Source organism: Streptomyces sp. NPDC058092 (assembly GCF_042884935.1).
In the GTDB taxonomy this organism is placed as follows: domain Bacteria; phylum Actinomycetota; class Actinomycetes; order Streptomycetales; family Streptomycetaceae; genus Streptomyces.
On record NZ_JBHVSY010000007.1, the window covers coordinates 112,042 to 136,773 of the forward strand.

Annotated in this window: 17 protein-coding genes and 2 pseudogenes; 9 read left to right on the top strand and 10 right to left on the bottom strand. The window is 71.9% G+C overall.

Features of this window, described 5'->3' with window-relative positions; translation table 11 throughout:
- Nucleotide 1 precedes the first annotated feature (1 nt).
- A complete protein-coding gene (locus ACFVV1_RS14025) occupies nucleotides 2–187 on the top strand; it encodes a hypothetical protein (RefSeq protein WP_389989628.1) in 186 nt (61 codons plus the stop codon).
- A 129-nt stretch (nucleotides 188–316) separates the two neighbouring features.
- Complete coding sequence (locus ACFVV1_RS14030) at nucleotides 317–2,203, top strand: ABC transporter ATP-binding protein (protein WP_389989253.1); 1,887 nt, start codon at nucleotides 317–319, stop codon at nucleotides 2,201–2,203.
- A 158-nt stretch (nucleotides 2,204–2,361) separates the two neighbouring features.
- On the opposite strand, the gene ACFVV1_RS14035 is transcribed toward ACFVV1_RS14030, so the two are convergent.
- The 3 genes from ACFVV1_RS14035 to ACFVV1_RS14045 all read right to left on the bottom strand — a co-directional run bounded on the left by ACFVV1_RS14035 (nucleotide 2,362) and on the right by ACFVV1_RS14045 (nucleotide 11,345).
- Nucleotides 2,362–5,736 (bottom strand): ATP-binding protein, encoded by a 3,375-nt coding sequence (locus ACFVV1_RS14035; RefSeq protein WP_389989255.1) that lies wholly within the window; start codon nucleotides 5,734–5,736, stop codon nucleotides 2,362–2,364.
- An 84-nt stretch (nucleotides 5,737–5,820) separates the two neighbouring features.
- Nucleotides 5,821–8,757 carry an FG-GAP-like repeat-containing protein gene (locus ACFVV1_RS14040; protein WP_389989257.1) on the bottom strand — a complete coding sequence of 979 codons (2,937 nt, stop codon included), beginning with the start codon at nucleotides 8,755–8,757 and terminating at the stop codon, nucleotides 5,821–5,823.
- A complete protein-coding gene (locus tag ACFVV1_RS14045) occupies nucleotides 8,757–11,345 on the bottom strand; it encodes a S8 family serine peptidase (protein WP_389989259.1) in 2,589 nt (862 codons plus the stop codon). Before ACFVV1_RS14045 ends, ACFVV1_RS14040 begins: the two co-directional genes overlap by 1 nt.
- 279 nt (nucleotides 11,346–11,624) lie before the next feature.
- Between ACFVV1_RS14045 and ACFVV1_RS14050 the strand changes: the two genes are divergently transcribed.
- Nucleotides 11,625–13,013, top strand: coding sequence for an aldehyde dehydrogenase family protein (locus tag ACFVV1_RS14050; RefSeq protein ID WP_389989261.1), 1,389 nt, complete (start codon nucleotides 11,625–11,627; stop codon nucleotides 13,011–13,013).
- A gap of 27 nt (nucleotides 13,014–13,040) precedes the next feature.
- Nucleotides 13,041–13,417, top strand: a pseudogene (locus ACFVV1_RS14055) (zinc-binding dehydrogenase); the annotation flags it as partial.
- Between the two features lie 59 nt (nucleotides 13,418–13,476).
- Here ACFVV1_RS14055 and ppk2 read toward each other — a convergent pair.
- From ppk2 to ACFVV1_RS14075, 4 genes are all read right to left on the bottom strand, one after another.
- The gene (ppk2, locus tag ACFVV1_RS14060; RefSeq protein ID WP_389989604.1) at nucleotides 13,477–14,370 is read right to left on the bottom strand and encodes a polyphosphate kinase 2; all 894 of its coding nucleotides are present in this window, start codon (nucleotides 14,368–14,370) and stop codon (nucleotides 13,477–13,479) included.
- A 97-nt stretch (nucleotides 14,371–14,467) separates the two neighbouring features.
- The gene (locus tag ACFVV1_RS14065; RefSeq protein ID WP_389989263.1) at nucleotides 14,468–15,451 is read right to left on the bottom strand and encodes a DMT family transporter; all 984 of its coding nucleotides are present in this window, start codon (nucleotides 15,449–15,451) and stop codon (nucleotides 14,468–14,470) included.
- Between the two features lie 33 nt (nucleotides 15,452–15,484).
- Nucleotides 15,485–16,207 carry an ArsR/SmtB family transcription factor gene (locus ACFVV1_RS14070; RefSeq protein WP_389989265.1) on the bottom strand — a complete coding sequence of 241 codons (723 nt, stop codon included), beginning with the start codon at nucleotides 16,205–16,207 and terminating at the stop codon, nucleotides 15,485–15,487.
- A gap of 15 nt (nucleotides 16,208–16,222) precedes the next feature.
- Nucleotides 16,223–16,912: a TetR/AcrR family transcriptional regulator gene (locus ACFVV1_RS14075; RefSeq protein ID WP_389989267.1), complete on the bottom strand. Its 690-nt coding sequence runs from the start codon at nucleotides 16,910–16,912 to the stop codon at nucleotides 16,223–16,225.
- 67 nt (nucleotides 16,913–16,979) lie between these two features.
- Between ACFVV1_RS14075 and ACFVV1_RS14080 the strand changes: the two are divergent.
- The 3 genes and pseudogenes from ACFVV1_RS14080 to ACFVV1_RS14090 form a co-directional block, all read left to right on the top strand.
- A pseudogene (locus tag ACFVV1_RS14080) lies at nucleotides 16,980–17,168 on the top strand (acyl-CoA dehydrogenase family protein); the annotation flags it as partial.
- Nucleotides 17,169–17,266: 98 nt separating this feature from the next.
- The gene (locus ACFVV1_RS14085; RefSeq protein ID WP_389989269.1) at nucleotides 17,267–17,557 is read left to right on the top strand and encodes a YiaA/YiaB family inner membrane protein; all 291 of its coding nucleotides are present in this window, start codon (nucleotides 17,267–17,269) and stop codon (nucleotides 17,555–17,557) included.
- Nucleotides 17,558–17,639: 82 nt separating this feature from the next.
- Nucleotides 17,640–18,263: a TetR/AcrR family transcriptional regulator gene (locus tag ACFVV1_RS14090; protein WP_389989271.1), complete on the top strand. Its 624-nt coding sequence runs from the start codon at nucleotides 17,640–17,642 to the stop codon at nucleotides 18,261–18,263.
- A 13-nt stretch (nucleotides 18,264–18,276) separates the two neighbouring features.
- On the opposite strand, the gene ACFVV1_RS14095 is transcribed toward ACFVV1_RS14090, so the two are convergent.
- Nucleotides 18,277–18,738: a MaoC family dehydratase gene (locus tag ACFVV1_RS14095; protein WP_389989273.1), complete on the bottom strand. Its 462-nt coding sequence runs from the start codon at nucleotides 18,736–18,738 to the stop codon at nucleotides 18,277–18,279.
- Between the two features lie 135 nt (nucleotides 18,739–18,873).
- Here ACFVV1_RS14095 and soxR point away from each other — a divergent pair, with 135 nt between their 5' ends.
- Entirely contained in the window at nucleotides 18,874–19,347 is a 474-nt protein-coding gene (soxR, locus tag ACFVV1_RS14100; protein WP_389989275.1) for a redox-sensitive transcriptional activator SoxR, read from the top strand.
- A 270-nt stretch (nucleotides 19,348–19,617) separates the two neighbouring features.
- Here the strand turns inward: soxR and ACFVV1_RS14105 are convergent, their stop codons facing one another.
- Nucleotides 19,618–20,229, bottom strand: a complete 612-nt coding sequence (locus ACFVV1_RS14105) for a hypothetical protein (protein WP_389989277.1) — start codon at nucleotides 20,227–20,229, stop codon at nucleotides 19,618–19,620.
- A gap of 227 nt (nucleotides 20,230–20,456) precedes the next feature.
- On the opposite strand from ACFVV1_RS14105, the gene ACFVV1_RS14110 reads away from it, so the two are divergent.
- Nucleotides 20,457–23,285: a penicillin acylase family protein gene (locus ACFVV1_RS14110; RefSeq protein WP_389989279.1), complete on the top strand. Its 2,829-nt coding sequence runs from the start codon at nucleotides 20,457–20,459 to the stop codon at nucleotides 23,283–23,285.
- 82 nt (nucleotides 23,286–23,367) lie between these two features.
- On the opposite strand, the gene ACFVV1_RS14115 is transcribed toward ACFVV1_RS14110, so the two are convergent.
- On the bottom strand, nucleotides 23,368–24,642 hold the full coding sequence (locus tag ACFVV1_RS14115) for an exo-beta-N-acetylmuramidase NamZ domain-containing protein (RefSeq protein ID WP_389989281.1): 1,275 nt from the start codon (nucleotides 24,640–24,642) through the stop codon (nucleotides 23,368–23,370).
- Nucleotides 24,643–24,732 lie beyond the last annotated feature (90 nt).

Sequence of the window (24,732 nt, forward strand, 5' to 3'; positions counted from 1 at the left end):
CGTGCCCCGTACCCGAGAGCCCGGCAGGAACCGGCTGCTGCGCCTCGTCGTTGCCTTCGCCTTCGCGCAGGGGGCGGCGTCGATGGCGCGGCCCGCCGTCTCCTACCGGGCTCTCTCGCTCGGCGCATGGGGTCTCCCCGGCTCGAACGCAGTTGAGAGCTTGGGGAAGAGCGCGCCATCGGTGTGATCACGGCTCTGCCGCCGTCAGCCGCCGGATCGGCCCGCTGCCGAAGGACACCCCGGGTCTCGACGTCCGAACCGGCGAACGACGGCAGCCATTGACCTCAAGTCCACTGGAGGTCGTACGTTTCTTCCCATGAGTATGGAAGCCACCGCGTGGACGCAGCTCCACAACGTCATGAACGCGCAAGCGGACCGACGCCCCTTCGACCGAGCCACCCTGCGGCGCATCGCCGCGTTCGCCCGTCCGCACCGGCGCCGCGTCGCCCTGTTCCTGCTCCTGAGCGTGGCGACGGCGCTGCTCGCGGTCGCCACGCCTGTCCTCGCCGGACGCGTCGTGAACGCGATCGTGGCCGGCAAGGACGGGGGCACCGTCACCCGGCTGTCCCTGCTCATCGCCGTGATCGCCGTCGCGGAGGCCGCGCTCGGGCTGGCCGGCCGCTGGCTCTCGGCGAACCTCGGCGAAGGACTGATCCTCGATCTGCGCACCGCCGTCTTCGACCATGTGCAGCGCATGCCGATCGCGTTCTTCACCCGCACCCGCACCGGCGCGCTCGTCAGCCGCCTCAACAACGACGTCATCGGCGCCCAGCGCGCCTTCAGCAACACACTCTCCGGCGTCGTCAGCAATGTCGTGACGCTGTTTCTCACCCTCGGCGTCATGCTCTCCATCTCCTGGCAGATCACCGTGCTCGCCCTGGTGCTGCTGCCGGTGTTCGTGCTGCCCGCGCGCCGCATGGGTACGCGGATGGCGAGGCTCCAGCGGGAAGCGGCGGCCCACAACGCCGCGATGGGCACCCGGATGACCGAGCGCTTCTCCGCACCCGGCGCCACCCTGATCAAGCTCTTCGGCCGGCCCGCCGACGAGTCCGCCGAATTCGCCGCCAGAGCGGGCCGGGTGCGCGACATCGGCGTACGCACGGCCATGGCCCAGTCCGCGTTCATCACCGCCCTGACCCTGGTGTCCGCGCTGGCGCTCGCCCTGGTCTACGGGCTCGGCGGGTTCTACGCGCTGCGCGGGCAGCTGGACGCGGGCGCGGTCGTCGCCCTCGCCCTGCTGCTGACCCGGCTGTACGCGCCGCTCACCGCCCTCGCCGGGGCGCGCGTCGAGGTGATGAGCGCCCTCGTCAGCTTCGAGCGGGTCTTCGAGGTCCTCGACCTCGAGCCGCTCATCGACCAGAAGCCGGACGCACGGGCGGTCCCGGAGGGCCCGGTGTCCGTGGAGTTCGACCGGGTACGGTTCGGCTACCCGTCCGCCGACAAGGTCTCCCTCGCCTCGCTCGAAGACGTCGCGACCCTCGACACCCGTGGCGGCGACGAAGTGCTGCGCGGGGTCTCCTTCCGCGCCGAGCCCGGCCAGACGGTGGCACTCGTCGGCTCGTCCGGAGCGGGCAAGTCGACCATCGCGCAACTGCTGCCGCGCCTGTACGACACGGACGAGGGTTCGGTACGCATCGGCGGCATCGACGTACGCGATCTGTCCGCCGACACCCTGCGCGACACCCTCGGCATGGTCACCCAGGACGGCCACCTCTTCCACGAGTCGGTCCGCGCCAACCTCCTGCTCGCCCGGCCCGAAGCCGCCGAGGAGGACCTCTGGGACGCGCTGCGCCGCTCACGCCTGGACGGTCTGGTGGCCTCGCTGCCCGACGGGCTCGACACCGTCGTCGGCGAACGCGGCTACCGGCTCTCCGGCGGCGAACGCCAGCGGCTGACCATCGCCCGGCTGCTCCTGGCCCGCCAGCGCGTCGTCATCCTCGACGAGGCCACCGCCCACCTGGACAACACCTCCGAGGCGGCCGTCCAGGAGGCGCTCACCGAGGCCCTCGCCGGACGCACCGCGATCGTGATCGCCCACCGGCTCTCCACCGTACGGGCCGCCGACCTCATCCTGGTCGTGGAGAACGGGCAGATCGTCGAGCGCGGCACCCACGAAGGGCTCCTCGCGGCCGGCGGCCGGTACGAGGAGCTGTACCGCACCCAGTTCGAGACCCCCGGCACGCAGGCCGCGGAACTCGGCTGACAACGGCCGCCCGGGAGCCGTCGGCCCGCGGAGCCGTCGGCCGCCCGGGCCGTCGGCCGGCCGGGGACATGGAACGGGCGGCGGTCCCCCGGGCCGACGACCGCCCGGGGGACCCGGAACGGGCGGCAGTCACCCGGCGGGTCCGGTCCGGACGCCGGTCAGCCGGGAAACTCGTTCCCGGCGGCGGTCCAGTCCGTTCCGGCGGCCTCGATCACCGCGAACGCCCCTGCCGGGTAGGGGAGTTCCGCTGCCAGGGCCGTCGCCCGGCCGAACTCCTCGTACGCCGCCTGCTCCCGGCCCAGCGCCGCGAGGGCGGCCGCGCGCACGGTATAGGCCTCGGTCAACGACAGCCGCTCGCCCGCCTGTTCGGCGCGCACCGTCTCCTGCGACGCCAGCCGGACCGCGTGCTCCGGACGCCCCGACAACAGGTGCGCCCAGGCCAGCAGCGGGGCCGTGCCGGGCCCGCTGTCGTCGGCCAGTACCGCCAGTGCCTCCCGCGGGCGGCCCTCGCGCACCAGGAGCTCCGCCCGCGCCGTGCGCACCTCGTGCACGGCCTGCTGGTCGCCCTGGGCCCCGGCCGCCTCCCCGGCTCGCGCCAGCAGCTCCGCCGCCCCCGGCCCGCCGGTCCTGAGCCGGACCCGGGCCAGCGCGGCCAGGGCGTACGGGGTGCACCACTCGGCGCGCTCGCCCGTCGCCCGTACCGCCGCCCGGGCCAGCTCCTCGGCCTCCGTGAACTCCCGTAGCAGCAAGTGAAGTTCGGCCAGGTTGGCCCGTTCGAACGCGACCGCTGTCGGATCGCCGGTGTGCTCGGCCAGTCGCAGCGCCCGCTGCCCCGTCGAGACGGCTTCACCGAGCCGCCCGGACCGGCGGGCATGCTCCCGCTGGACGGAGAGGACCGTGACGAGCAACTCCTGATCTCCGTACGCCTCCGCGTGCGGAAGCGCCAGATCGGCCGCCGGACGGGCCTCCGCCAGCCGGCCGGCCAGCCCGAGCGAGGTGGCCTGCATGCCCAGCGCACGGGCCAGCAGTCCGCGCCGCCCGCTCTCCGGCACGGCATCGGCCGCCTGCTGTGCCGTCCGGGCGCGGGCGTGCGCCTCCTCGTACCGCCCGGTCACGAACTTCAGGACCGCCGCCGCCAGATGGTGGGTCGCGGCCGTGAGCGCCGGGGTGTCCGGCCCCGGCGGATACGTACGGAGCAGCGCCTCGCCCTCGTCGGTGGCGCGGTGCTTCACCAGCACCTCGGTCAGCCGTGCGGCGGCGAGCACCTGGCCGTCCCGGTCGCCCCGCCGCACCATGTCGTCCAGGGCCTCGCGCAGCACCGCCGCCGCCTCGTCGTAGCGGGCCATCCGGCGCAGCACGGCGCCCCGGTCGATCCGGACCCGGGCCGCGTCGGCGGCCAACGCGTCGAGCCTGGTCGTCAGTTCGGCGTAGTAGCGGTCCGCCGTGTCATTGGCGCACAGCGCCGCGGCGCGTTCGGCGGCCTGCCGCAGATACTGCGTGGCGCGGGGGTCGTCGGCCCGGGCCAGATGCGAGGCCAGCGTGTCGACCGCGTCCGGCCTGCGCCGCAGGACCGCCTCCGCGTACGCCGAGTGAAGTCGGCGGCGACGGGCGGCGGAGAGGCCGTCGTAACAGGTCAGCCGCACCAGCGGATGGCGGAAGGCGAGACCGGGCAGCGGCCGGCCGCCGACCACCACCGGCCGTTCCGCCACCACGGAGGCCGCGACCGCCGCGTCCACGGCCTCCGTCGCCTCCGCGGCCGACAGTGGGGGATGCAGCCCGCGCTCGGCGACGTCCAGCACCTCGGACAGTGCGGCGCCCCCGCCCGCCACCGAGACCGCCTCCACGACCCGCCGCGCCGCCGGACCGAGCCGGGCCAGCCGTGCGGCCACCAACTGCCGCACCCCCTCCGGGGCGCTGAGCCCCGCCGGATCGGAGCCCTCGCCGACGGTACGGGCCAGCTCCAGGGCGAAGAGCGGATTGCCGAGCGACAGCTCCCAGACCCGGTCGAGCCCGGTCCGTGCGCCCGCGTCCTCGGCGACCGCCAGGCACTCCGCCCGGCCGAGCCGCCCCAACTCCACGGCGCGGGCGAGCCCTTGACGTACCAGGGAGTCCAGTGCGGTGCGCCGCGCGTCCGTCGCGTCGAGCTCCTCCGCGCGATATGTCACGACGAACCGCCAGTCCGTCCCGGTGGTCACCGCCCGGCGGGCCAGATGGCTCAGCAGCTGGTACGACCCGGTGTCGGCGGCGTGCAGGTCGTCCAGGACCAGCAGTACGGGCGCGGTCGCCGCGAGATCGCCGAGCAGCCCCGCCGCCGCCCGGAACAGCCGGTCGCGCTCCTCCTCCGGGCTGCGCTCAGCGCCCGCCCCGATCTGCCCCAACGTGGGAAGCAGCGAGGCGAGTTCGGGGTATTCTCCGCCGATCCGGGCCCGCTCGGACGGCGACCGGTCGGCCAGCCACGCATCCAGCGCCTCGACGAAGACGCCGTACGGGGTGTGCCCCTCGGCGTCGTGGCCCGCGCCCCACAGGACCGCCGCGCCCTCGCGCGCCGCCCGCCGTGCCGCCTCGGTCACGAGCCGCGTCTTGCCGAGCCCCGCCTCGCCGCCGACGAGTTGCACGGGTGGTGCGTCGGGCGAGAGCAGCAGGCCGAGCGCCGCCTCGCGCCCGCGCAGTGGCGTGGGGGCCGGGCCGCGCAGCACGGCGGGCGGCGCGAAGCCACCGGCGGGCCGCGCCACCGGGGCCACGGAGCTGCCGTTGTCGAGGGCGAGCAGATGGAGCCGCTCGGTCTCCGGGCCGGGCCGCAGGCCGAGTTCGGCGTCCAGGGACTCCCGGCAGGCGTGGAACTGACGTATGGCCTGGCGCCGGAGCCCCTGCCTCAGATAGGCGCTGATCAGGACCTGATGGGTGCGTTCGTCGGCGGGGTTCTCGTCGAGGGCGCGCCGGGCGACGGCGGCGGCCTCCTCGGGTACACCCTCTTCGAGGAGGGCCTCGGCGAGCGCGATCCGCAGCCGCTCGGACACCACGGCCAGTTGCTCGCGCCGGGCCTCGGCCCAGGGCGCGTACCGGTCCTCGGGCAGCAGTTCGCCCGTGAACGCGTCGAGCGCGGCGGCGAGTTGCGGGGACGATCCCGACGCGAGCGCCAGGTCCGCGAGGTGTTCCGCGTGGTCGGCGTCGATCCAGACGGCGTCCGGATCGAGGCGCAGGAGCGTGCCGTCGGAGGTGAGGTAGGACGAGGCGGCGCGTGGCGCGAGCTCCGGTTCCAGGGCGCGGCGCGCGGCGTGCAGGGCGACGCGCAGGCTGCCGAGCGCCGCGGGCGGGTCGGCGTCGGGCCAGCAGATGTCCATGGCCTGTTCGCGGTGCAGGCTGTGTCCGGGGGAGACCGCGAGGAGCTTGACGAGGGCGCGGGCGCTGGGCCTTGGCCATCGCTCGGCGAGCGCGGGCCCGCCGTCGCGAGTCACCCGGAACCCGCCGAAAAGGTGCAGGCGCAGCAGTGGAGGAGCGGATTCCGTGCCGTGGTTCGTGTCGTCCGCACCCATAGGGGCGCACTTTAACCCCCTTCTCCAGACACACCGCAGGCCCCCCGAACGGATGTCCGGAGGGCCTGCGGGTGACGGCGAGCGTCAGGAGAGGGTGGTCACGGTCATCCGGGAGATGGCGGTGAACTGCTGGAGGTACCGGCCGCCGAGCAACTCGGTCGTCCGGTCGAAGCCCGTCTCGTCGAAGCCGAGGTTCACGACCTCGTCGACGCCGTCACCGTCCAGGTCGCCGGAGAAGTACTCCCGGGCGCCCAGGAGCGTGACGCGGCCCACGGCATTGGGGTAGTTGCGGCCCGCGGTGAGCACGGCCGGGTCGTAGAGGTCGACGCCCGCCTGCGTGCCCGCGACGAGGAGCCGCTTTCCGCCGGGTCCGGTCAGGAAGCCTCCGGTCTCCGTGGTGGCCAGGGTGAAGATCGAGTAGTCCTGGCCACCGGCCCCGTAGGTGCGGAACGCGGCGGTCCCCGCGAGGTTCAGCCCCTCCGGCCCGGTGAAGTAGTTCCCGAGCGTCCAGGCGCCGCCGGCCAGGCCCTGGTGGAGTACCTCACCCGTGCGGCTGTCGCGGATCTCGACGACGTTGCGCAGGCTGGTCGCGTCCGGGGTACCCGACGCGGTCGTGGAGGTCACCGCCATCCAGGTGCAGACGACCGCGTGCCCGTCGGCGTACGGGATCTCCGGCGAGGTGAAGACACCTCGTCTCAGGACGGCGCCGTACAGCTTGCCGTCGACCGCCTCGGCAGGCGGCTTCGGGGATGCGGTCCAGCGCACGGCTCCCTTCGCGGCGTCGAGGGCGACGCCGTCGGCCACGGGCTTCTCCTTGCCGAGGGAACCGGCGCTCGCGTACTGCGCGTACACCCGGCCCTCGCCCACCGCGGGGTCGCCGAACACGACGTCGCCCGCGCTCTCCGGCGCCGCGTACGTCCACAGCGCCGACCCGTCGCCGCGGTAGGCCCGCAGCCTGTCCGTGGGCACCAGGATGTCGGCGCGCTCGTCCCCGTTCAGGTCGGCGACCGTCACGGAACGGACGAACTGCCCGTTCCCGTCGATGCGGTCGAGGACCTTTCCGGTACGGCCGTCGAGCACCGCGACCGCCGTGTCCGCGGCCACCACGAAGTCGTCGACGCCGTCACCGTTGACGTCGCCCTTCTCGATCCGGTGGACCTGGCCCGGGACGGTGGCCTTCCACAGGAGCTTCGGCCTGCCCGCGGTCAGCGAGGGACCCGAGTAGGCCCACACGCCGTTGGACTTGCCGCCGACGACCAGGTCGTTCTTCTTGTCGCCGTCGAGGTCGGCCGAGGCCGAGGACGACAGGTCGCCCTGGAAGGGCAGCACGCCCTGCTGCTTGCCGTTGCCGAACCCGTAGGTGCGCAGGTTCTGGTTCTGGTCGACGGTGCGGATGTGCCGGCCGTCGGCGTCGCGGTAGACCTGGGCGAACATCGGCGAGGCGCCGACGCCCTTCTCCTGCCAGCGCACGGCACCGCTGCCGGAGAACACGGTGAGCGAGGCGTACTGCCCGCCCCCGGGGTTCTCCGCGGTGTTCATGCCGGTGTCGTCCTGGGCGGTCGTCACGAGGCTGCCGTCGACGACGTCGAAGCTCCAGACGCTCGGCCCGTCGTGGCCGTTGTCGGCGGCCCGCTTGACGGTGGAGGACCACAGCAGGGAGGCCGGGTACGCGCCGTCCACGACGCGGACGGTGTTGGAGTTGAGGTACAGGTGCGGGTCGAGCGTGGACTCGCTGACCACGTACTCGGGCTTCCGGTCGCCCCGCAGGTCACCGATCGTCATGGCGGTGGGCAGCGCGTTGATCCGGGTGTCGAGGGTGGTCCGCTTGCCGTCGGCCAGGGAGTACGAGTCGATCTCGTACTTGACGCCGTCGTTCAGGTCGGACTGCTCCAGGGCCACGAGCCGTCCGCGCGCAGTGTCCAGGTGCAGCTGGCGCGAGTAAAGGGTGCTGTCCGTCTGCCACTTGACCTTGCCGTCGGCCGTGTCGAGCACGAGGGTGCGGCCGAGCCCGGCCGACGTGGCGGTCTTGCGCTGGTTGTACGACGCGGCGACGAGCCCACCGCCCAGGTCCTCCAGTGCGCCCCACGCGGTAGTGGTGCGCACCCCCGTGTCGTACGTCCATGTGTCGGTGGGCTTGAGCGCCCCGTCGGCGTACGAGAAGCGGATGCCGGAGACGGTGGCGGTCGCGGCGGCCGGGGAGTTGAGGTTGTAGTACGGCGCGTCGGTGACGACGAGCGTCTTGCCGACGAGCTTCACGTTGTAGGCGTACGCGTACAGCTTCGACCACAGTGTTTTGCCGGTCCTGCCGTCGAGGACCGTGACGAAGGTGCCGTTGGCCAGGGTCGAGCCGGGCGAGGTGAAGGGGCGGTACGGGTTCACGCCGACGCTCGCCGAGAACACCACGTCGTCCACGCCGTCGCCGGTCAGGTCGCCGGTCACGTACCCCTGGTCGGAGGCGGGTGTGAACGGGCTGACCGCGTTGTAGCCCATGACGATGCGCGCCGGGTACGGCTCGTTCTGCCAGGGCCTGGAATTCTTGACGCCCCAGTCCGCGTACAGCGAGGCGTTGTCGCGTCGCCACAGGGCGGTGCCGTCGGTCTTGCTGCGCTGGACGCTGCCGAGGCTGTGCAGGGTGAAGTAGTCGCCGCCCTTGCCCCCGGCGGGGACGGTGGCGGCCAGGCCGCGCACGCCTTCCAGCGCGGACTTGGGGGAGAGGGTGACGGCGCCGTCGGTGCCGGTGCCCTCGTCGAGGTGCGAGCCGGAGCCGTCGTCCGTCCCGGAGGTGTCGGAGCCCTCGTCGGAGCCCTCGTTCGCGCCCTGCGGGTCGACCGTCTCGCGGTCGGCGGCCGCGTAGGCGTCCAGCCGGGCATGGTCAGCCAGTTGCTCGGCCTGGCTGTTGGTGAGGGTGAGCAGGCCGTTGCCGTCGTCGGCGGCCGACGCGGGCGGCGCGGCGCTCAGCGTCAGACCGGCCGCGACCAGCGCGGAGGCGAGCCGCAGCGCCCGCCGGGAGTTGGTTCTCATCACTTGGTCCCCTGCGCGATGCGGATGGCGGACCGGTCCGTGAGGACCGGCTCGTTGAAGGAGTACTGGAGGGCGTCGGTGCCGGCCTGGTTCTCGATGCCGACGGTCGCGCTCGCGCCGCCGCCCGGCACGGCGAGGTACTGGAGGGTGACGGCGCCGGTGGCCTCGTCGAAGACGGCCTCGAAGGAGACGCGGCCCGAACTCCCGTCCGCGAAAGCGGCGTTGTTCCAGACAACCGCGAACGTGCGGCTGCCGGCCCTGCCCGTGAGCGCGGTCTGCACGCTGGACTTCTTGTCCAGGGTCAGGTCGTCCCAGAAGGCGGCGACGGTGCCGTTGGGCTTGTCCACCGAGGGGAGCGCGACGTTGTCGTAGTCGCCGAGCCGCGGCTCCAGGAAGTTGATCAGGCCGTTCGTGGTGACGCTCGCGCTGGAGTAGGAGACGCCGTACAGCTTCACCGGGAAGGGCAGCGCGATCGTCTTCGCGTCCTCGTCACCGCTGAGCGCGACCTTGCCGCTGCCGGCGATCCAGGAGTACGCGGCAGGGGCGCAGCTGTTGCCGGCCCTGTCGGAGCGGGCGGGCACCCGGGCGGTGAGCGTCTCGTCGCCGTCCACGGCCAGCTTGCCGTTGTACGTGCCGTTGCACAGGACGGGCGCGGCGGGCGTGGCGGTCAGCGTGTACGCACCCTCGGCGACCTTCGGCAGTGTGAACCGGCCGGAGGCGTCGGTGGTGACGGCGGCGACCGGAGTGCCCGCGACCTGGACGGTGGCCTTGGCCAGGGGCTTGCCGGTGACGTCGAGGACGGTGCCGGACACGGCGTGCGAGGCGACCGGGTCCAGGGTGAAGTCCTTGGTGACCTGCTCACCCGTGGTGACGGTGATGCCGGACCCGGAACCGTCCGCGTAGCCGTAGCCGCTGAGGGCGAAGTCGTAGGAGCCCGCCGGGAGCGTGAGCCGGTAGGAGCCGTCGGCCGAGGTCGTGACCGTGCGGGTCGAGGCGGAGCCCGAGGCCTTCACGGTGACGCCGGAGAGCGCGGAGCCGGTCGCCCTGTCGGTGACCTTGCCGGTGACGACGGCCGCCGTGTGCGGGGCCTTGTCGACCGACGCGAAGATGTCGAGCCTGCCCTCGCCCCAGACGTTGTTCGCGCCGGCCGTGCCGCCGCAGTGCGTGTCGTCGACGTCGACGGCGCCCTCGTTCAGCAGCGCGCGCGTCTCGTCGATGTTGCCGATGAGGGAGGGGGCCGACGACCACAGCAGGGCGACGGCGCCCGCGACGTGCGGCGTGGCCATCGACGTACCGGAGATGGACTTGTACGTGCCGCCCGGCCAGGTGGAGCGGACGTTGACGCCCGGTGCCGAGATGTTCGGCTTCATCGAGCCGTCCAGCCGGGAGGGCCCGAAGCCGGAGAAGGAAGCGATCCTGCCGTCGACGTCGTACGCGCCGACGCCGTACGCGGGCGCCTGCGAGCCCGGCGCGTGCCCGGTCGAACAGGTCACGCCGTTACCGTCGTTGCCGGAGGCGAACGCCTCGAAGATGCCGGCCGCGTTCCACGCCTCGACGATGTCCTGGTAGAACGTCGTGTCGCCGCCGCCCCAGGAGTTGTTGACGATGTCGGGCGCGAGATCGGGGCGCGGGTTCTGCCCGTTGTGATCGGTCGGGGCGAGGATCCACTGGCCCGCCGCGAGCAGCGACGCGTCCGAACACGACGTGGACTCGCAGCCCTTGGCCGCGATCCACTTGGCGCCGGGCGCGACACCGACGCCGCCCGCACCGGCCATGGTGCCCATGGTGTGCGTGCCGTGGCCGTTGTTGTCGCAGGGGGCCGAGGCCGGGCACTGGCCCGTCGGGTCGTACCAGTTGTAGTCGTGCGTGAAGGAGCCGTCGCCGTTGTTGCCCCGGTAGTTGGCCTTCAGCGCCGGGTGGTCGTACTGCACTCCCGAGTCGACGTTGGCGATGACGATGCCCTCGCCGCGGTCGTCGTACTGGTCCCAGACCTGGTCGGCCCCGATGTCCTCGACGCCCCATTCAGGGGTGCCCGGATCGGCGTCGGCCGCGGCGTCCGAGACCGCGCTCTCGGTGGCATCGAGCTCGTAGTGGTGCTCCTTGACGATGCTCGCCACGTCGGAGCGGTGTGCGAGGGCCTCGACGAGCTGCTGGTCGCCGGTCACCTTGAGCGTGTTGGCGATCCAGAAGGACTCGTAGCCGACCTTCTCCTTGTCCAGGAAGGACGTGAGCGGCCGCTGGCTGTTCTTCGCTTCGGCGCGCAGCGCCGTGAACGCCGCCTTCGCCTTCGCGGCGTGGCCGCGCCCGCCCTTGGCCGCGGACAGGTCCGCCTGCTTCTTCAGGACGACGAAGAAGGTCGACTCCTCGCCCTTCTTCACGGTGTCGAGAACGGCGGAGTCGACCTCGGCGGTGCTCTGCGCGGCGGTGCTCCGCACCGTCGCGTCGGACTGTGCGAAGGCGGGGGCCGGGCCGATCAGCACGGCCGCCGCCGTGATCGCGGCCGTCGCCCACGAATGGGGTCTCCCCTGTTCGAGCGAAGTCGAGAACTTGGGGAAGGATCTGCGCCGGGGGGATCGGGGCAGGTGCATGGGAATGCTCCTCCTGGATTGGTACGGGGGAGCCCGTCCCGGTAGTCCCGGAACTGCGAGGGAAGTCACGGAGTGGGGCGGGCTGGTCCCGGACGCTAGGAGGACGGCGTTACTGGCGTATTACTGGCCCGGCCGGACGGACATCCGGCGCACGGCGTGACACGGTGACGGGAGCCATGACGAGCACCCCTGGCGAAATGGCCCCTGGCGCCCAAAAACTAACAGCGCTGGTTTGGGGCGCGGACGACTACGCCGTAGCCACGGCCCGGGAGGAACGCGATGAAGGCCCACGACGGGATGTACATCGGCGGCGAGTGGCGCGCCGCCGCGGGCACGGACACGATCGCGGTGGTCGATCCGGCGGACGAGCAGGTCATCGCCCATGTCCCGGCAGGCACCGCCGAGGACGTCGACGCCGCCGTGTCCGCCGCGCGCGGGGCCTTCCCCGCCTGGGCCGCGACCCCGCCCGCCGAGCGCGCCGCGAGGATCGCCGCCCTGCGCGACGTCCTCGTCGCCCGCAAGGACGAGATCGCCGCGACCGTCACCGCCGAACTCGGTGCGCCGCTGCCGTTCTCGCAGGCGGTGCACGCGGGTGTACCGATCCTGGTGGCCGGCTCGTACGCCGAGCTCGCCGCGTCGTACGCCTTCGAGGAGCAGATCGGCAACTCCACCGTCTACGCCGAACCGGTCGGCGTCGTCGGCGCGATCACCCCGTGGAACTACCCGCTGCACCAGATCGTCGCCAAGGTCGCCCCCGCGCTCGCGGCCGGCTGCACGGTCGTCCTCAAGCCCGCCGAGGACACCCCGCTGACCGCCCAGCTCTTCGCGGAGGCCGTCCACGAAGCGGGCGTCCCCGCGGGCGTGTTCAACCTGGTCACCGGCCTCGGCCCGGTCGCGGGACAGGCGCTCGCCGAACACCCGGGCGTCGACCTGGTCTCTTTCACCGGCTCCACCGCCGTCGGCAAGCGGATCGGCGCCACGGCCGGCGCCGCCGTCAAGCGCGTCGCCCTCGAACTGGGCGGCAAGTCCGCCAACGTCATCCTGCCGAGCGCGGACCTCGCCAAGGCCGTCGGCGTCGGCGTCGCGAACGTCATGGGCAACTCCGGCCAGACGTGCAGCGCCTGGACCCGGATGCTCGTGCACACCTCCCGGTACGGCGAGGCGGTCGCGCTCGCCGCGCAGGCCGCCGCCAAGTACGGCGACCGCATCGGCCCCCTCGTCAACGCCAAGCAGCACGCGCGGGTGCTCGGCTACATCGAGAAGGGCGTGGCGGAGGGCGCGCGCCTGGTCGCGGGCGGCCCCGAAGCCCCGCGCGAGCAGGGCTACTTCGTCAGCCCCACCGTGTTCGCCGACGTCACCCCGGAGATGACCATCGCCCAGGAGGAGATCTTCGGCCCCGTCGTGTCGATCATCCGTTACGAGGACGAGGACGACGCCCTGCGCATCGCCAACGGCACCGTGTACGGCCTCGCGGGCGCGGTCTGGGCGGGCGACGACGCCGAGGCGGTGGCGTTCGCCCGCCGGATGGACACCGGACAGGTCGACATCAACGGCGGCCGCTTCAACCCGCTCGCCCCGTTCGGCGGTTACAAGCAGTCCGGCGTCGGCCGCGAGCTCGGTGCACACGGGCTGGCCGAGTACCTCCAGACCAAGTCCCTGCAGTTCTGACCGTCCGTCCCTCGCGCCGATCCCGCTGCCGACCGTCAAATCGAGTGCGTCGGACGGCCCGCCACCATCCGCGGCGCCTGGGACGCCACGCGCCGCGGCGGCCGCACCACGGTCGTCGGCATCGGCGGCAAGGACCAGCTGGTGTCCTTCGACGCCCTGGAGATCTTCCACTGGGGCCGCTCGCTGACCGGCTGTGTGTACGGGAACAGCGACCCGGCCCGCGACCTGCCTGTCCTCGCCGAGCACATCCGGGCGGGCAGGTTCGACCTCTCCATGATGGTCACCGAACGGATTCGAATTCGACGTCGCTTCGCTTCGCGATTGCGATTGCGCTGGACGGCATCCCGGCGGCCTTCGACAACGTGATCGCGGGCAAGGGAGGCCGCGCACTCGTGGTGTTCTGAGCCCGGTCCTCACCGGACACGGTCCAGGGCCTGTCCGGCGGATCAGGGTCGGACAGACCCTAGGCCATCGGCCCGGGCTCCGCCCGCTCCGTGGTCAGCAGCCGGGCGTCCATCTCGCCCTGCTCGAAGAGCCGGGAGGCCGGGCCGACGATCAGCGGGTCCGGTTCGCCGACCACGTCCGGGTTCTTGTCCGGGTAGTCGAAGCGGTGCAGCACATGGCGGATCGCCTCCAGCCGGGCCCGCTTCTTGTCGTTGCTCTTCACCACCGTCCAGGGCGCGTCCGCCGTGTCCGTGTGGAAGAGCATCAGCTCCTTGGCCTCCGTGTACGCGTCCCACTTGTCGAGCGAGGTGAGGTCGACCGGGCTCAGTTTCCACTGCCGCACCGGATCGATCTGCCGGATCACGAACCGGTTGCGCTGTTCGTTGCGCGAGACCGAGAACCAGAACTTCACCAGGTGGATGCCGTCCCGGGACAGCATCCGCTCGTAGCCCGGTGCCTGGTGCATGAATTCGAGGTACTCGCGGGTGGTGCAGAACCCCATCACCCGCTCCACCCCCGCCCGGTTGTACCAGGACCGGTCGAACAGCACGATCTCCCCGGCCGATGGCAGATGGGCCGTGTACCGCTGGAAGTACCACTGGGTGCGCTCGCGTTCGGTGGGCTTCTCCAGCGCCACCACCCGTGCGCCACGGGGATTGAGATGCTCGGTGAAGCGTTTGATCGTGCCGCCCTTGCCCGCCGCGTCGCGCCCCTCGAAGAGGATGACGATGCGTTCGTCGCGCTCCTTCACCCAGTGCTGGAGCTTGAGCAGCTCGATCTGGAGGGCGCGCTTGGACTTCTCGTACGCCTTCCGGCCGAGCTTGTTGTCGTACGGGTAGTCCTCGCGCCAGGCGTCCCGGGCCCGGCCCTCGGGTGTCACCAGGACCGGGTCGTCGTCACCGCTGTCGGCCACGGCGAAGCCGTCGAGCCCGGAGCCGCCGTAGCGGGCCGCCTCGGCGAGGGCGTCCGGCGTGGCTTCCCGGGCTCCGGCCGATTGCTTCTTCGTCTTCCTACGGCCGCTCGGTTCCTTGGCGCTCCGCGTCATGTCGGCGTCCCTCCACCGGCTGTGCCGGAATTTTCCGCGTCAGGCCAGTCTGCGTACGCGCACGGGAGACCGCCACCCCGGCCAGACAGAGCAGACCCCCGCCCACGGCGAGCGGCGCGGGCACCTCGTCCAGCAGCAGCCAGGACATCAGCACCACCAGCGCGGGCACGGCATAGGTGGTGGCGCCCATCCGTCCCGCCGTGGTCCGGGCGAGTGCGTAGGCCCAGGTGGTGAAGGCCAGCGCGGTCGGGAAGAGGCCCAGGTAGACCATGTTGAGGGTGGCGGACAGCGGTGCGTCGGCGGCGTCGGAGATCAGCGCACCGGAGAACGGCAGACACGCGACGGTGCCGACCAGGCAGCCGAACGTGGTGATCTGCAGTGCGGAGCCGTGCCGCAACGCGGGCTTCTGCCCGACCACCCCGGCGGCGTACGCCACCGCCGCGAGCAGACAGAGCACCACACCGGGCACCGACGCGTTCCCGTGCCCCGATATCGAGAGTCCGACCACGACGGCGCCCGCGAACGACACGGCCATGCCCGCCAGCAGCCTGCCGGGCAGCCCCTCACCGAGCATCCGGGCACCGAGCAGCGCGATCAGGAGCGGACCGATGTTCACCACCATCGCGGCCGTGCCCGCGTCGACCTGCTGCTCACCCCAGTTGAGGAGCACCATGTACAGGCCGAACCAGAGCAGTCCGGACTTCATGATCCCCGGCCAGGCGGCCCGCGACGGAAGCCCCTCGCGCCGCAGCAGCAGGAGTGTGCCGAGCGCCACGGAGCCCGTGAGCAGCCGGCCGAGCGCGAGCGCGCCGGGTGAGTAGGCCTCGCCGGCGCTGCGGATGGAGACAAAGGCGGAGGCCCACAGCAGCACGGTGGTGCAGGCCGCGGCGGGGGCCCGCCAGTCACGATGTGCCGAGGGTGTCGCCGCCGGGGCGGGTGTCGTCGTCATGTCCTCGACCGTAGGGCCGCGACGGTTCGGCACCTACCGAATTGAATCCGGCTCGATCCCGAGGTGCTCGTACAGCGCCCGTTCCCCCTCCGCGGTCGCCTTCACCGCACGCCCGGACCCGATCCGTACGCACCATTGCGCATCCAGCGCGTACCGGCACAGCGCGGCGCCCGCGACCCCCGCCAGGTGCGGTCTGCGCTCCGTCCAGTCCAGGCAGCTGCGCACGAGCGGACGCCGCGACCTCGACTCCAGACCGATGCCCAGCCCGCCGAACCAGCCGAGGCCGTCGTCGGTGAGCGCGAAGCCGGCGTCCTGCTTCAGCAGCCCCCGTACGGTCATGGCATCGGCGATCGCGATGCCGATCCGGCCCGCGAGATGGTCGTAACAGGTGCGGCCGCGGGCCAGCGCGCTCCCGGCGCTCGCCGCGCTCAGGGTGCGCGGCCGCCCGGGCGCGGCGTCGGTGACGACCTGGGCGGCCAGATCCTCCACGAGGTGCGCCGCCCGTTCGCCGGCGAGCCGCAGATAGCGGTGGCGGCCCTGCCGTTCCTCGGCCAGCAGCCCGCCCGCGACGAGCTTGCCGAGGTGTTCGCTGGCGGTGGACGGCGCCACCGAGGCGTACCGGGCCAGCTCGCCCGCGGTCCAGGCGCGGCCGTCGAGCAGGGCCAGGCAGAAGGCCGCGCGGGTCTCGTCGGCGAGGAGCGCGGCCAGGGCGGCGAGCCGGGGCGCGGCCGGGTCGGGGTGTGCCATGCGTGCCATGTGTTCCAGGATGCGTCAGGAACGCTTCGGCGCCGGCCGAACCGTCCCGGCGGGCGGCAGTTGCCCGCACTCCAGCTGCTCGTACTGGAGCGAGAGGCCGTCGACCAGCGCCCGCAGCCCGGTCTCGAACGCTCCCTCGTCGACCTTCTGGCGGCGGTCGGCCAGCAGATGGGCCTGGCCGAGGTGCGGATAGTCCGCGGGGTCGTACGCCGTCTCGTCGTCCACGAAGCCGCGGGCGAACGAACCGAGGGCCGAGCCGGTGATGAAGTAGCGCATCAGGGCCCCGATGTACGTCGCCTGGGCGGGCGGCCAGCCGGCCCTGACCATGGCGCCGAAGACCGCGTCGGCGACCCGCAGACCGGCCGGGCGGCGGCCCGGTCCCTGGGCGAGCACCGGGACGATGTGCGGGTGCTCGGCGAGCGCCGCACGATAGGAGACGGCCCAGTCGTGCAGGGCGGTGCGCCAGTCACGGGCGTCCGACTCGTCGAACATCGACAGATCGACCTGGGCGGACACGGCGTCCGCGACCGCGTCCAGGATCTCGTCCTTGTTGCGGAAGTGGTTGTAGAGCGAGGGTCCGCTGACCCCGAGTTCGGCGGCGAGCCGGCGGGTGGAGACGGCGTCGAGCCCCTCGGAGTCCACGAGTGCGCTCGCCGTCCCGACGATGCGGTCTCTGCTGAGGAGGGGTTTGCGCGGTCGGGCCATGCGGCACATAGTAGGGCCTGCAAACAGAAAACTAGCAGTGATAATTAAATGTGGAGAGTCGAAGGATGAACCCTCCGAGGCGGCCGTCCGAGCCGCCAACAACGCCCGCCAGGTCTTCGGCGGCTACGGCTGCATCGACGAGTACCCGGCCGGCAAACTGCTGCGGGACGCCCGGGTGATGACGCTGTACGAGGGAACCAGCCAGATCCAGAAGCTCGTCATCGGCCGCGCGCTCACGGGGGTCTCCGCCTTCTGACTTCTGACCGCTTCGGCGCCGCTCGAACGGGAGTCTGAGTACCGGACTGAGTACGGGGACGGATGTGGCGCATGCCACGTCGGCCGATGCTGGGTGCCATGAGTGACACAGCACCGGTCAAACAGCAGAGCACCGTGGCCTTCTACGGCCAGGCCGTCGCGTCCTTCGGGGTGGCGATGGCCGCGATGACTCTCGGTATCTACTTCCTGGACGCCGACGCCTGGGTCCGCGGGTTCCTCGCCATCGGCGTCCTCTATCTCGTCACCTCCTGCTTCACCCTGGCCAAGGTCATCCGTGACCGGCAGGAGGCGGGGCAGATCGTCAGCCGGGTCGACCAGGCCCGGCTGGAGAAGATCCTCGCCGAGCACGACCCCTTCCAGAAGCTCTGACGATCCCGCCCGGACGGGCCCTAAGCGCTTGCTCAGGTTCGGGGTATGGTGTTCGTCCTGCTGACGAGAGGGGCGAGTGACGATGAGCACGGCGGAGGAGACCGACGGCGACAGTGCGCCGTGGGCCGAGGTGACGCCCGAGGCGGCCAGGCGGCTCCTCGTCGCCGCCGTCGACGCCTTCGCCGAGCGCGGGTACCACGCCACCACCACCCGCGACATCGCCGGCCGGGCGGGGATGAGCCCCGCCGCGCTCTACATCCACTACAAGACCAAGGAAGAACTGCTCCACCGGATCAGCCGGATCGGTCACGACCGCGCCCTGTTCGTCCTGGAGGCCGCGGCCGACGGCGGCGGCACGGCCGCCGAACGGCTGGCCGAGGCCGTACGGTCCTTCGTCCGCTGGCACGCCGAACGGCACACCACGGCCCGCGTGGTCCAGTACGAACTCGACGCCCTCGGCGAGGAGCACCGCGCCGAGATCGTCGAGCTGCGCCGCAGGAGCGACGCGGTGGTGCGCCGGATCATCAGCGAGGGCGTGCAGGCAGGGGAGTTCGACGTACCCGACATCCCGGGCACCACGCTCGCGGTGCTCTCGCTCTGCATCGATGTGGCGCGCTGGTTCAACGCGCAGGGCAGCCGGACGCCGGACGAGGTCGGCGAGCTGTACGCCGACCTCGTGCTGCGCATGGTCGCTGCCCGGCGGTAGCGCCGGGGCGCCGTCAGAAGTAGTAGCGCGACACCGACTCGGCCACGCACACCGGCTTGTCGCCGCCCTCGCGCTCGACGGTGACGACGGCGGTGACCTGCACGCCGCCCCCGGCCTCCTCGACGCTCTTCAGGGCGGCCGTCGCGCGCAGCCGGGAACCCACGGGCACGGTGGACGGGAAGCGGACCTTGTTCGTCCCGTAGTTGATGCCCATCTTCGTGCCCTCGACCCGCATGATCTGCGGGACGAGCGCCGGCAGCAGCGAGAGCGTGAGGTAGCCGTGCGCGATCGTCGTGCCGAACGGACCGGTCGCGGCCCGCTCCGGGTCCACGTGGATCCACTGGTGGTCACCGGTGGCCTCGGCGAAGAGATCGATCCGCTTCTGGTCGACCTCCAGCCACTCGCTGTGTCCCAGCTGCTCGCCCACCCCGTCGCGCAGCTCCTGCGCGGACGTGAAGATCCTCGGCTCTGCCATGTCCCTGGTCCCTGCCCTTCCCGCTGTCGGCCATCCCGCGCCACCATGCCTGTCTAAGCGCTTGCTCAGCATGGTTGGCGGTGCGGTTCCTGTCAACGACGGGCCGGCCCGGGGTGGCCAAGTAGGGTTGGAGGGGTGCCCCAGATCCCACAGACACTCCAGGAACTCACGGTCGGCCAGCTCTCCGCGCGCAGCGGCGCCGCTGTCTCGGCCCTGCACTTCTACGAGGCCAAGGGCCTGATCAGCAGCCGTCGCACCAGCGGCAACCAACGTCGCTACAGCAGGGACGCGCTGCGCAGGGTCGCGTTCGTCCGCGCGGCGCAGCGGGTCGGAATCCCGCTCGCCACCATCCGGGACGCCCTCGCCGAACTCCCGGAGGAGCGCACCCCCAACCGTGACGACTGGGCGCGGCTCTCCGCCACCTGGCGCTCCGAACTGGACGATCGCATCGAGCAGTTGGGGCGGCTGCGGGACCATCTCACCGACTGCATCGGCTGCGGCTGCCTGTCGCTGGAGATCTGCGTGCTCTCCAACCCGAACGACATCTCCGGTCAGCGGATCAGCGGCTCGCGGCTGATGCCGGAGCGCCCGTCGGCCGACTGCCGGTAGATCCGGGGCCCGCCGGTTGCCGTTCGGCCGCTGGGTGGACGCGCGGGGCGCTCCCGCCGGGCGTAAAGGCTGGAGACTCTCGCCGGCGTAAAGGTTGGGCTCTCCGCCGGGCACAAACACCGGGCACAAACGCCGGGCACTCTCGCCGGTCGCGCCCGCCGGGCGTATGCGCTGGTCGGGCCCGCCAGGTCTGAGCGCCGATCACCCCCGCCCGACGGGCGTAAGTGCTGGTCGGGCCCGCCAGGTCTGAGCGCCGATCGCCCCCGCCCCTCACGCCGCCGACGCCAGATCCCGGCGCCGTTCGCTCCGGGCCTTCGCCAGCGCCCCCGGCGTGAGCACCGGCTGCGGCACCAGGATTCCGCACCCCGTGCAGATGGGCCCCGACCACGGCTCGCACCCCGGCTCCGACGCCCAGACGATCTCCGTGTCCGCGCACACCGGGCAGGCCGTGCCCGGCTCCGACTCGAGGGCGGCGATCAGCCGGCCGAGGACATCGGCGAGCGGCGCCGAGGGGTGCACCTCCGGGTCCGCGCAGCGGGCGACCCCGTACCCGCCCCAGGTGCGCCGGTGCCAGTCGTCGAACGCGCCGGGCCTGCGCAGCCCGTCACGCTTCTCCCGCCTGCGGCGTTCGGCGAACCCCGCCTCGTATTCGAGCCAGACGGCCCGCGCCGCCTCCAACTCGTCCAGCGCGCGCATCAGCCGCACCGGATCGGGGGACCGGTCCTCGGGCCCGATCCCGTGCCGGGCGCACAGATGGCCCCAGGTCGCCCGATGCCCATAAGGGGCGAACCGCTCCAGGCACTTGCGCAGCGAGTACCGCCGCAGCGCCAGGTCGCACCGAGGGTCGCGGGCCTGTCTCGCAAGACTCCGGAATCCGGCCACCGCACTGCCACCTCCGTCGCTCGTACTTCGGCGTCGATGAATGGACGTACGAGCGCCCGATCCGGATCCATCCACCTGGGATGACGTCCACGATGCGAGATGACCGGCCGTCATGGGGGCGCGGGTGTGGGGCATGTGATGATGAAGAAAAGGTGACTGTTGTTCACCTTACCGGCGAGTCATACCGCCAGTAACCTCCGGCGCATCGGCCTCTCGGAGGAGCACGCATGCCCCCACGCACCGTCAAGTCCAGAGCCGCCGCCATCGCGGCGGTTCTCGCACTCGGCACCACCCTGCTCGCGGCCTCGCCCCAGCCCGGCGCCGCCGCAGCGGAACCCGCACCCGTCATCGACTACTGCCAGGGACAGTGCGACGACATCCTGCCACCCGGCGAGAACGGCAACGCCACACTCGTCGACATCCTCGGCAACAAGGCGTTCGGCACGCACCCCGCCCACAGCGACGACCAACTCGACCGCTACAACGGCCTGGTGGCCGGACATGCCGGTCTCACCGACCAGAAGCTGACCGACTTCTTCAACGACGCCTCGTTCGGCGTCCCGAAGGACCGGGTCGAGTCCGTCACCTCGCCCCGCAACGACGTCACCATCACCCGTGACAAGGCGTCCGGCGTCCCGCACATCAAGGGCACCACCCGTTACGGCACCGAGTTCGGCGCCGGATTCGCCGCCGGGCAGGACCGGCTCTGGCTGATGGACCTCTTCCGGCACATCGGACGCGGCGAACTGACCTCGTTCGCCGGTGGCGCACTGGCCAACCAGGGCCTGGAGCAGCAGTTCTGGCCGCAGGCCCCGTACACCGAGGCCGATCTCGAAGCCCAGGTCGCGTACATCAGGACCCAGGAGGGCCCCCGCGGCGAACAGGCCATGGCGGATGCCCAGGCGTACGTCGACGGCATCAACGCCTACCGTGAGAAGTCCAAGAACGGTCGCTACTTCCCCGGCGAGTACGTCCTCACCGGCAAGATCGACGCCATCACGAACATCGGGGAGATCCAGCCGTTCAAGCTGACCGACCTGATCTCGATCGCCTCCGTGGTCGGCGGCCAGTTCGGCGGCGGTGGCGGCGGCGAGGTACAGGCGGCGCTCTCGCTGCTCGCCGCCCAGCAGAAGTACGGCGTCGCCGAAGGCACCAAGGTCTGGGAGTCGTTCCGGCAGCGCGAGGACCCCGAGGCCGTGCTGACGGTTCATGACGGCACGTCGTTCCCGTACGCGGGCAAGCCGGCCACGGCGCGCGGTACCGCGCTGCCCGACAGCGGGTCCGTCACGGCCGAGCCCCTGATCTACGACCGCACCGGCTCCGCGGGCACCGACAAGAAGGCTCCCGTCAAGGCCCCGGCCACGCTCAAGAAGGCCCAGGGCATCTACGACGACGGCGTCATCCCCGCGGGATCGCTGCCGGGCTCCGGCTCCGGCGCCCAGAAGCGCGGCATGTCCAACGCCCTGCTGGTCTCCGGCAAGCACACCGCGAGCGGAAACCCGATCGCCGTCTTCGGGCCGCAGACCGGCTACTTCGCCCCGCAGCTGATGATGCTCCAGGAGCTCCAGGGCCCGGGCATCAGCGCCCGGGGCGTCTCCTTCGCCGGTGTGGGCATGTACATCCAGATGGGCCGCGGCCAGGACTACGCCTGGAGCGCCACCTCGGCCGGCCAGGACATCACCGACACGTACGCCGTCGACCTGTGCGAGCCCGACGGCGCCACACCCACCAAGGACTCCACGCACTACCTCTACCGCGGCACCTGCACCGCCATGGAGACGCTGGAGCGCACCAACTCCTGGACGCCGACCGTCGCCGACTCCACGGCGAAGGGCTCCTACCGGATGCAGGTCCGGCGCACGAACTACGGCATCGTCACCCACCGTGCCACCGCGGGCGGCAAGCCCGTCGCGTACACCTCGCTGCGCACCACCTACCGCCACGAGGCCGACTCGATCATCGGCTTCCAGATGCTCAACGACCCGGCGTACGTCAAGGACGCCGCCTCCTTCCAGCAGGCGGCGAGCAATATCGACTACGCGTTCAACTGGTTCTACGCGGACTCCCGCACCGCCGCGTACTACAACAGCGGCATGAACCCCGTGCGCGCGGCGGGCGTCGACCCGGCGCTGCCGGTGAAGGCCGAGCGGACCTACGAGTGGAAGGGGTACGACCCGGCCGCCAACACCGCCGCGTACACCCCGTTCGCCGAGCACCCGCACTCCAGCGGCCAGGACTACTACGTCTCCTGGAACAACAAGCAGGCCAAGGGGTACGCGGCCGCGGGCTTCGGGCTCGGCGCGGTGCACCGGGCCGATCTGCTCGACGACCGGGTGGCGAAGCTGGTCGAGGAGGGCGGCGTCACCCGGGCGGCCCTCACCCGGGCCATGGCCCAGGCCGCCGTCACCGACCTGCGCGGCGAGCAGTTGCTGCCCGAACTGCTGAAGGTGATCCGTTCCCGTCCGGTCACCGATCCCGAACTGAACGGTGTGGTCCAGCAGTTGGAGTCCTGGCGGGCGGCGGGGTCGCAGCGCAGGGAGAGCAGCCCCGGATCGCACGCGTACAGCTACGCCGACGCGGTGCGGATCATGGACGCGTGGTGGCCGAAGCTGATCGAGGCCGAGTTCAGGCCGGGGCTCGGCGACGGGCTGTACGGGGCGCTGACCGCCAACCTCGCCACCGACGAGTCCCCGGCGGCCAGCCACGGACCGAGCGGGGCGCACAGCGGTTCGGCGTTCCAGTACGGCTGGTGGGGCTTCGTGGACAAGGACCTGCGCCAGGTCCTGGGGCAGCCGGTCAAGGGCCCGCTGGCCAGGACGTACTGCGGGAACGGTGACCTGGACAGCTGCCGCGACGCGCTGCTGACGTCCCTGAAGCAGGCCGCGGCGGAGCCTGCCGCGGAGGTGTACCCGGGGGACGACAACTGCAAGGCGGGCGAGCAGTGGTGCTCGGACTCGATCGTGCACCGGCCGCTGGGCGGGATCGCGCAGAAGTCCATCCACTGGCAGAACCGCCCGACGTACCAGCAGGTGGTGGAGTTCCCCGCCCACCGGTAGGGACCTTCCGGTTCTGTCCTCCCTCCGAGGACGGCACCGGTTCGCCGGGCGGGCCCGGAACCGCGGGCCCGCCCGGCCCACCTCACCGGTACTGGAGGTACTTCTTCCGGACGGACCGGAACGCGGCGAGGTCGTCCGCCCACGCCCCCACCACCTCGTCCGCGTCCGCCCCCGCGTCGATCATCGTGCGGACCCGCGTGTTGCCGGTGAGCTTGTCGATCCAGTTGTCCGAGCGCCAGGCGAACCCGCTCCACGTCCGCTTCGCCGTGACCAGCAGCGCGATCCCCGTGCGTACCGGATCGAAGGCCTCACGATCGTGCACATGCAGCTGCACCCCGCCGACCGTCTTCCCCTGGAACTTGGAGAACGTCGGCGCGAAGTAGGCCTCGCGGAACGCGACTCCCGGCAGATCGAGCGCGTTCGCGGCCGCCGCCCACCGGTGGTCGATGCCTTCGGCGCCGAGCAGTTCGAACGGCCGGGTGGTGCCGCGCCCCTCGGACAGGTTCGTGCCCTCGAACAGGCAGGTCCCCGAGTAGACCAGCGCCGTGTCCGGCGTCGGCATGTTGGGACTCGGCGGCACCCACGGCAGCCCGGTCGCGTCGAAGAAGTCCGCGCGCTTCCACCCCGACATCTTCACGATGCGCAGGTCCACCGGCCGGGTCAGGAACTCCTTGTTGAACAGCAGAGCCAGCTCGGTGACCGTCATGCCGTGCGCCTGGGCGATCTCCCGGCGGCCCACGAACGTGGCGAACGCCGGGTCCAGCACCGGCCCGAGCGCCGCCCGCCCGGTCACCGGGTTCGGCCGGTCCAGGACCACGAACCGCTTGCCCGCGAGAGCCGCCGCCTCCATGCAGTCGTACAGCGTCCAGATGTACGTGTAGAAGCGGGCGCCCGCGTCCTGGATGTCGAAGACGACCGTGTCCACACCGGACGCGGTGAAGACATCGGCGAGCGGCTGCCCGCTCTTCAAGTACGTGTCGTAGACGGGGAGTCCGGTCGCCGGATCGTCGTACCGCCCCTCCGAACCACCCGCCTGCGCCGTGCCGCGGAAACCGTGCTCGGGCCCGAAGACGGCGATCAGGTCGACCCGATCGTCCGGGTGCATCACATCGACGATGTGACGCACGTCGGATGTGATACCGGTCGGGTTGGTGACGACCCCGACCTTCTGGCCCTTCAGCAGCGCGTAGCCGTCCGCCGCCAGCCGGTCGAAGCCGGTACGGACCCGGCTGTGCCCGTTGCCCCGCCCGTTGCCGGTACCGGGGGCGGCGGTCGCGGCCCCGGTACCGGCGGCCGTCGCCGCGAGGGCTCCCACCGCACCGCCGGCGGCCAGCAAACCACGTCTGGACAGGCTCATTCAGCTACCTCCATGATCGCGACCTCTGTCATGGTCACGCACGCTAGCGCGCGTTCAGGCCGTACGGAATGAGCCGGACGCGACGGGTGT